The 9007-nt window shown below is 34.8% G+C and carries 4 protein-coding genes (1 of these 4 cut by a window edge); 3 read left to right on the top strand and 1 reads right to left on the bottom strand.

Annotated features, from left to right (window positions below):
• Positions 1-3382 carry the 5' portion of an HYR domain-containing protein gene (locus ACKTTV_RS06875; RefSeq protein WP_456243519.1) on the bottom strand. The gene continues 11 nt to the left of window position 1, outside the view, so 3382 of the gene's 3393 nt are visible here — the first part of the coding sequence; the start codon lies at positions 3380-3382; its stop codon lies off the left edge, out of view.
• 1882 nt (positions 3383-5264) lie between these two features.
• Here ACKTTV_RS06875 and ACKTTV_RS06870 point away from each other — a divergent pair.
• The 3 genes from ACKTTV_RS06870 to ACKTTV_RS06860 all read left to right on the top strand — a co-directional run bounded on the left by ACKTTV_RS06870 (position 5265) and on the right by ACKTTV_RS06860 (position 8807).
• Entirely contained in the window at positions 5265-5684 is a 420-nt protein-coding gene (locus tag ACKTTV_RS06870) for a hypothetical protein (RefSeq protein WP_408030085.1), read from the top strand.
• Positions 5685-5924: 240 nt separating this feature from the next.
• Positions 5925-8066 carry a tetratricopeptide repeat-containing sensor histidine kinase gene (locus ACKTTV_RS06865; RefSeq protein ID WP_408030084.1) on the top strand — a complete coding sequence of 714 codons (2142 nt, stop codon included), beginning with the start codon at positions 5925-5927 and terminating at the stop codon, positions 8064-8066.
• 96 nt (positions 8067-8162) lie between these two features.
• Positions 8163-8807 carry a response regulator gene (locus ACKTTV_RS06860; protein ID WP_408030083.1) on the top strand — a complete coding sequence of 215 codons (645 nt, stop codon included), beginning with the start codon at positions 8163-8165 and terminating at the stop codon, positions 8805-8807.
• The last annotated feature ends 200 nt before the right edge of the window (positions 8808-9007 follow it).

Genomic DNA, 9007 nt, shown 5'->3' with positions numbered 1-9007 from the left:
TATCAGCTTCGTCAGTAACAACAGTTGTATCGGGAACAGGAATATTAGCGGAGCAAGCTACCGAAATATTTGGAAGGTTACTAGCCGTCGGGTCAATAGTATCCATTACTACGATAGTTTGTGTTAAATCGATGTAATTCCCTGCTTGATCTGAAACACGATAGGTTCGAGTAATGGTTTCAGGATTTTGAAGCCCGTCACTTACATCACCGATAAATGTTACTGTTGGATTAACAGTACAGTTATCAGCTTCGTCAGTAACAACAGTTGTATCAGGAACAGGAATATTTGCGGAGCAAGCTACCGTAATATTAGGAAGGTTACTAGCCGTCGGGTCAACAGTATCCCTTACTACGATAGTTTGTGTTAAATCGATATAATTCCCTGCTTGATCTGAAACACGATAGGTTCTGGTAATAGTTTCAGGATTACTAGCACCATCACTTACATCACCAATAAATGTTACTGTTGGATTAACAGTACAGTTATCATCTTCGTCAGTAACAACAGTTGTATCGGGAACAGGAATGTTCGCGGAGCAAGCTACGGTAATATTTGGAAGGTTACTAGCCGTCGGGTCAACAGTATCCCTTACTACGATAGTTTGTGTTAAATCGATATAATTCCCTGCTTGATCTGAAACACGATAGGTTCTGGTAATGGTTTCAGGATTACTCGCACCATCGCTTACATCACTAACAAAAGTTACTGTTGGGGTTGTGGTACAGTTATCAGCTTCATCAATAATGATATTGATATCGGCAGCAGGAACATTTGCTGTACAGCTAACATTAATATTGGATGGGTTGCTCGCTGTTGGTCTGATAGTATCATTTATGGTAATGGTTTGCTGTACATCGATAAAGTTTCCAGCTTGATCTGAAACACGATAGGTTCTGGTAATGGTTTCAGGATTATTCGCACCATCACTTACATCATTAAGAAAAGTAACTGTAGGTACTACCATACTATCATCAGCTTCATCAGTTACTACTAATGGATCTGGAGTCGGAACATCATTTGAGCATTGTACATTTAGAGGAGACGGATTGCTAGCTGTGGGAGAGACAGTGTCAACAACTTCACTAACAAGAAAAGTACAGTTATTTGTGTTTCCTTTTTTATCGGTGGCGATAAGAGTAACAGTCATTCCAGAAGTATAGGTGCTACCTGCAACAGGAGATTGAGTCACTGTAGGATTTGCATCGCAATTATCATTTACCGTGGCTAATGAGGTGTAATCTGGTAATACATTTCCTCGAGCTAGTGTTTGATCAGCAGGACAAGTAATTGATGGAGCTTCTGTGTCAGGTACAGAAAAACCATAAATTACATAAGCATTACCAGGATATAAACTTGAACTACTATCATAGTAAAGCCTTTCTTTTTTTCCAAGAATAATATCCGTAATACCGTCGCCATTAATATCTCCTAAATTTGCTATTGGATATTCTCTAAGAGAGGAGTTAATTATAAGAGCTTCAGAGAGAGATGACGAATATGCATGGACTCTGGCATTCCAAGGAGTACTTTTTCCAAAAATAATAACAGCTCTTCCATAGGTTCCTAAAAGAAGATCATCAATTCCATCATTATTAAAATCACCTCCAGAACTAGCAATTGAGTAAGTTGATGAAAAATGAAATCCATTAACTCCATTTAAGTTTGTTATATCTTCTTCAGCAGAAAAGGGAGTGTTTTTCCCAAAAAGTAGATAGGTGTTTCCAAATAAGATATCATTTATGCCGTCATTATTAATGTCACCAACTCCATTGATTAGTGTTCTATATCGGTTTGATGTAAAAGAAGAAACATCAACATAGAATCCGTTGTTTCCATTGATTTCTCCGGTTTTTATTGTACTTGGATGATTTCCTGTTTTTCCGAAAAGAACAAAAGTTTTATGTGTTCTTCCTCCATGAAATCCTAGATCGTCAATACCGTCGCCGTTCACATCTCCCAATCCAGCAACAAAATTTCCAATCGCCTCGCCATCGGCATTTCCTTTGATGGTAAATCCGTTGGTACCATTTAAATCGGTAGCTTTTAATAAGGCAGGAAAAGGATTGGAACTTCCATAAACAATATAGCATTTCCCTGTGGTGTCTGTCCATCTTGCTGATCTGGCACCAATAATAATATCATTAATACCATCATTATTAATATCTCCGGCAGAGTCAATAGAAAGAGCAGATTGGTCGTAGGCAGCACCTCCTAAAAATACGAATCCGTTTGTACCGTCTATGTCGGAAACATTAAACACTGGAGGAAAGGCACTTCTTTTACCAAAAACAATATAGGTTTCTCCCATTTCTGCACCCAGTCTATGACGTCGGAACGGATCACTAAACATTAAGTCATCAATTCCATCATTATTAATATCTCCAGCTGTGCTAACCTGATAGCCAGAAAACTGAAATGTTCCTCCTGGAATATCGTTTGTTATTTTAAATCCGTTTGTTCCATCTAATAACTTGGTGTCGAAGTTTGGAAGGAAATTGCCAGTTTTTCCGAAAATAACAAAAACATCACCCGGAAAATTACCTCTTTCAATACCTCTTGAGGTATTCATACGATAGGCTTTACCGGGTGAACCCACTAAAAAGTCTTGAATTCCATCTCCATTAATATCACCAGCATTTCTTACATCGTATCCCGTTCCTCCTTTTATTCTATCGCCTTCAATGGTAAAACCGTTGCTACCATCTAAATCATTTAAATTTATTGAATTGTTGCTGCAATCTATGGGGGGAGGAGAAGGGCGGACGGTAACCAAGAAACTACAACTTTCACTGTTTCCACTCCCATCAGTTACAGTTACCGTTACATTGGTATCTCCTGTAAATATGGTTCCTTGGGCTGGAGTTTGAGTATAGGTGAAATCGAAAATAGAGGTACAGGTGTCTACAACTCTTAATTTTAAAAAATAGTTTGGAAGTGTGGAGTTTAAAAATAACGATTCAGAAGTTAAACAGGTGATTATTGGTTTCTCTGTGTCAGCCCCTCTATTCGCTACAAAAGTACACGTACTAGCGTTAGAGCTTGAGTCTGTAGCAGTCATGGTAATTGTCATTCCGTCTGTAAATCGAGTTCCTGCTGCTGGACTTTGTGTGATCACAGGAGAAGGGTCTACAGCATCTGTAGCTATAACCAAACTTGTAAAATCTGGAACCTCATGGGTTTGGCAAGGAACATCTTGATCTCCTGGACAAGTAATTGTTGGAGGCGTAGTGTCTCCAGCTGACAACGTTTTAACATTGTCTATTTTCTTGATGACTCCTTGGTTACCTGAGCCATCTTCTAAGAATACATAGATATCATAAGTGGTGTCTTCTGATAAAGACGAAATTACTTCATCAATACTCGTGTTTGTGGTATTCATTAAAAAACTACCATTTGTAATGGCTCCTGTACCTCCTTTAATAATATTATGGGTAACACTTGTTGAAAACGTACCCGGGAAAATGGCGTAGTGTATGATTCCTGTTTCAGGACCGTTAACCGTAAGGGTAAAACCAGAAGTTGTTGCATTATTAGCCTGAGGATAGGTATCGTTTAAGGGCATAGCATAATGATCTCCTCCAAAAATTACATATGCCTCTCCTAAGCGGATACCGTTGATTTCTTTTAATGGACTTCCAATAATGAAATCAGAAATCCCATCATTATTAAAATCTCCGCCACTTATAGGTCTGCCGATATTGGTTGGTCTAAACCCAGGAATGACGAAACCATTAGTTCCGTTTAGTGTCGCGTTGTCAATAGGATTTGGAAATCCAGATGTACTACCAAAAATAACATATGCATATGCATTAAAGCTTATCCTTTGGTAAACAGATATAAAATCATCGATCCCATCTTGATTTATATCACCAATGCTGGCTGAAGTTAATCCGCCTGGAAGTACAAAACCATAAGTGCCATCATTAATACTGCTTAAAGGAATATGAGAAGGAAAAGGATCTGTTTGTGGTTTTCCGAAAATTGCCGCCCTTTCTGAGAAAAAATCATCAATCCCATCATGATTAATATCACCTAGAGTTCCGGTGAAAGCTAAGAAATTACCCCCGGAATGATCTATGGTAAATCCTTCTGTAACAGGCATGTTTTCTACATCTAATATTGGAGGAAAAGAGTTTCTTCCATAAATTAAATGTGTTCTTGCCCCAGTACCAGATCTCCAATCACCAATATGAATATCATTTATTCCATCATTATTAACATCTCCAGCTCCAGCTGCTAGATACCCTGGAATGGTTGAGTTTGAGTATCTTTTAATACGAAATCCCTTTATACCATCCATCCAAGAGTAATTAATAGTAGCAGGGAAATTTGAAGAGCGACCGAAGAAAATCTGAGCGACACCACCTGAACGACTTAATACAAAATCACTGATACTGTCTCCGTTTACATCACCAAGGGTGCTTGCCTCATTAGCTCTACCTTCAATAATAAAACCGTTAACTCCATCGGCATAATCAACAGTGTAGGTGGCATTAAAAGGTGTTGCTTTTCCATAAATAACCATAGTCGATCCAGAGTACACAATTACTAGATCATCGATAGCATCACCGTTAATATCGCCAACCCCTTCAATAGATTCTCCCATACGTAAACTACCAGTTTTTCCTTCAATAACAAAGCCATTGGTGCCATTAAGCGTAGTAATATCAAAAGAAGGAGGAAAACCAGTGTTTGTTCCGAAAATCACATAAGCAGCACCTGCATTTTCAAGACCATTTACATCTGCATAAGTTACACCAAGACCAATATCATCAAAACCATCATTATTAATATCACCGATAAACTTCGTTTCCGCTCCCAAATATGAATCTTGATTAACTCCAGGTATTGCAAATCCGTTGGTACCATTTAAGGTGTTTAGATCAAAACTAGCCGGGTACAACTGCTGAGCCTTACAATTGCTTGTACTGAATAACTTAAATAAAGTTAGTAATATCAAAAACTTTGATTTAACAGTTTTTCCTAGAGTAGATTCCATGGTTAAAATAGTAGTTAGTTTAGGGCAAAACTAAAGATGAGTTAAAGAATCTATGTCACCATAAATGGGGTTTTTAAATGTATGAAAACCCCCTGTTTTCAGGGGTGTAGTTTTCACCAAAAAAGGTGTGTTATTTCGAATGAACAGCGCTCATCTTTGCCTTGTGATTTTTGATCAACTATTCTCAAAGTAAATACAACAACTAAACTGATTAAAATTTTCACGAAAAAACAAGTATTAACCCTATAAAAACTATAAAACCATGATTTGGGGAATCACATTAATCTTATTAAGTATCATTGCAGTACCATCATTATTATTAGCAAAAAAACCAAACGCTAAAGAACTTCTTGAAAAAATTGAACCGTACCAAGGTTGGATTGGATTTGTGTTTTTTATTTGGGGTGTTTGGGGAATTATATCATCACTTTTAAATATCGGAGGATTGAGCATTTACCCTATTTGGTGGATCACCTTATTGGCCGGAAACGTTGTTGAGGCAGTTTTAGGATTTATGCTAGGCTTTGGCTTAATAAATAAATTTATTTTATCAAGAAGTGAAGCAGGAGAAGAGAAAGGTAATCGTATTAGACAAAAGTTAGCTCCAAAGCAGGGACAATTAGGTGTTTTCGGATTAATTGTTGGAGCCTGGATGATTGTTGCTTCCTTTTTATTTCTATAAGCAGGAATACTACCAATACTACTATAACTAATTACTACTACATGCTATAGGAAAACAATTAGAAGGGGGAATTTAAACATCTTTTTCGGTGTACTAACAAGCACTGGGAAGGATGTTTTGCTATTATAAAACAACAGTAGTTTTTTTAACTATTTAATAGGAAGAAAAATTAATATTTATACTGGTTTGGAATGCCTGAAATTCTCTAAAATTAATACATTTGTTAACATGCTTCAATTTTTGCAAAAATTTGTTTTAATCAGTATTTACTTGCTCTCTTTTTGTGTGTATGCTCAAGAAATGGGAGGTGATAAGGTATCTGTAAAAGTAAAAAAAGAAACGAGTTATAAAGAAAAGGCAAGAATTGACAAGGCCTTCCATTTTTTTAACAACAATCAGAAAGGGAAAGCATATAAAATAGCCCATCGATTATTAAAGAAAAAGTTAGATCCGCATTCTAAAGTCAATACATATTTATTATTGAGCTTTTACTTCAATTCGTCGGAGTTGATTGATTCTTCTATGTTTTATGGAAGAAAAGCTTTAAGGCATAAGAAATTTGTTAAAAATGATTCATTGCAAAGCAAGCTAAGTGCAATTGTTTATAATTTGTTTGCTCTAAATGAGAATAGGAAAGGCCTAAGTAATGAAAGTAAAAAATGGCATTTAAAGGGAATAGAGGCTGCTCAAAAGTATAAAGAAGAGAATCTTTATTATACACATACTCATGGTTTAGCTCATGTTTATATGAACATGAGTGATTATAAAAAAGCTTTGGAGTTATTTGAGCAATGTTTGGAATATAAAGAAGATGAAGAAATAACGTTTGGAAGTTATATAAATATGGGGATTATTTATTCTCTTTTAAAAGACTTCAAAGCATCCAATGACAATTTTGAAAAGGCCTTAAAACTTTCGAAAGAAAGGTATTATGCAATTGGTACAATAAAAGTAAACCTTGCCAAGAATTACGAGGAATTAAATGATCTAGATAAAGCTTTTCAATTGAACAAAGAGGGACTCGAAATAGCGGAAAAGAAAGGTTACAATAAATTAGCGATTGAAGCACGACTTAATATTGCCAATATTTATTTGAAACTAAAGGAACATAAAGATGCCGAGTTAATGTTTTCTCTTAGTTTAGTGAATGCAATTGAGTTAGGATACTTGAATCAGCAGGAGTTTATCTACGAAAAATTGAAGGAAATTTCTTTAATAAAGAAGGATTATAAAAGTGCATTTCAATTTGCGAATCGAGCATATAGTGTTAAAGACTCCATTAATAAACTACAAAAAGATAAGGAAATTAATGAGCTTGAAGTAAAGTATAAAACATTACAAAAAGAAAAAGAAATAAAATTATTACATAAGGAGAATTATAATAAAAAGCTAGCTATTGAGAATCAGAATGAGGCTATGAAAAACCTTAGATTGAAACAAGAGATTGAAGAGAAAATCAATGAAAACAAAATTCTCTCTTTGCGAAATGCTTCCGAGAAAAAACTAAACGAAATTGCCATACTAAAGAAAAACCAAGAAATTCAGGAAGCAGAACTAGTTAGAGAAAAGAGTATTAAAAATATCATTCTGTATTCTTTCTTAATTATATTGATTCCTGTATTGGGATTACTTGTAATATACTACCAGAAGTTGCAGGCGCAAAGTGAATTAAATAGGAAGCAAGAGGAAATAAATAATGAGAAAATATCCTCGTTGATTAAAGATCAGGAATTAAAGGTGATTAAAGCTTCTATTAAAGGTCAGAACAAAGAAAGAAAGCATATTGCTCAAGAATTACATGATAGTATTGGAGGAAATTTAGCGGCCATAAAGCTAAAACTCAACAGTTCCGTAAAGGAAAATATGAAATCTGATTTTTTGAGTGAATTAAATAATCAGATAGATTACACCTACGAAGAAGTAAGAAGTATATCTCATAATTTAATACCAAAACAGTTTAATGAGAATAATTTTTGCGATGTTTTGGAAGAGTATACGAACAGTATTTGGGGATCTAATAGTTCGTTTAGCGTGTATCCTAGAGAGAAGGTCAATCTTCTGAAAAAGGAATTACAAATTGAAATATTTAAAATAATTAAAGAGTTAACCACAAATACAATTAAACATGCACAAGCTACATCAATAGAATTGCAATTGAATTTGATTGATGGAGCATTGAGTATTTTGTTCGAAGATAATGGGGTGGGATTTGTTCCGAAGAGTAGTCATGAAGGGATTGGTTTTTCAAATATAAAAAGCAGATTGAAGAAATTTAATGGTGTTTTGCATATCGATTCTAGGTTGAACAGAGGTACCATAATTAATATTGAAATTCCCGTCACTAAAGAAGTGGAGTATGAAGTAAATCATCAAGAAGCTTGATAGTTGTATTGATGAAATTGAAGAATTACACACACATAAATCGACAACTATTAAGATAATAATAACGATAGCTGACCAAAAAAAGTAGAAAAACAAATGCAATATAATTTAATCATTGTTGATGATCATAAGATGTTTTTAGACGGTGTTCTGAGTATCTTAAATACGGAAAATGACTACAATGTCGTGTTAACTTCAACGGAAGGGAAACAGGTTGTTAAATATTTAGAGATTAATTCTAAGGATAAAATTGATTTAATTATTACAGATATTTCCATGCCGGAACTGGATGGTGTTGCCTTGAGTAAAATTGTTAAAGAGAAAAGAAAAGATGTGAAAATCCTCGTGGTAAGTATGCATACCAATGCAGATGTAATTGATAGCTTGATTAAATCTGATGTTGAGGGGTATGTTCCTAAAAATGCAAAAAAAGAAGAATTACTGCACGCTATCAAAACGATATTGGAAGGGGATAAGTATTTTTCCAAAGAGATAAAAGACATTTATTTTGAAAATAAGCTATCTAAAAAGAAGGAAGAAGAGATTAAATTAACTCAAAGAGAAATAGATGTGATTACTTTAATAGCTCAAGAATATACGACCCAAGAAATAGCAGATAAGTTGTTTTTAAGTAAGCATACCATCGAAAGCTACCGAAAAAATATTATTGGAAAACTAGGTGTTAGAAACCTTGCGGGATTAACAAAGTATGCTCTTAAAATGAAATATGTGGAGGAGTAATTACTATGGTTAAGCTATAGAGCTTGTGTCATTCCAAATTTATTTCAGGTCGATAGTTATGGGGGGTGATTACACCTGCAACCGACGTTCCTAAAAACCGTCATTTCTGTAAAGGTTAACTAATTCGTTGACAAAATTTTATATTTTGCCATGCGAATAAATACAGATGATTTAACATTGGTTCGAAGTTATTTACAGAA

This window comes from Tenacibaculum xiamenense, from assembly GCF_964513065.1.
Taxonomy (GTDB): domain Bacteria; phylum Bacteroidota; class Bacteroidia; order Flavobacteriales; family Flavobacteriaceae; genus Polaribacter; species Polaribacter xiamenense.
The sequence above is the reverse complement of the archived record's forward strand: the minus strand, read 5'-3'. Positions and strand labels throughout refer to the sequence as shown.

What these genes read in the sequence shown, in the direction of transcription:
- ACKTTV_RS06870 (WP_408030085.1), top strand. Translation starts at nt 5,265, where the DNA reads ATGATTTGGGGAATCACATTAATCTTATTAAGTATCATTGCAGTACCA.
- ACKTTV_RS06860 (WP_408030083.1), top strand. Translation starts at nt 8,163, where the DNA reads ATGCAATATAATTTAATCATTGTTGATGATCATAAGATGTTTTTAGAC.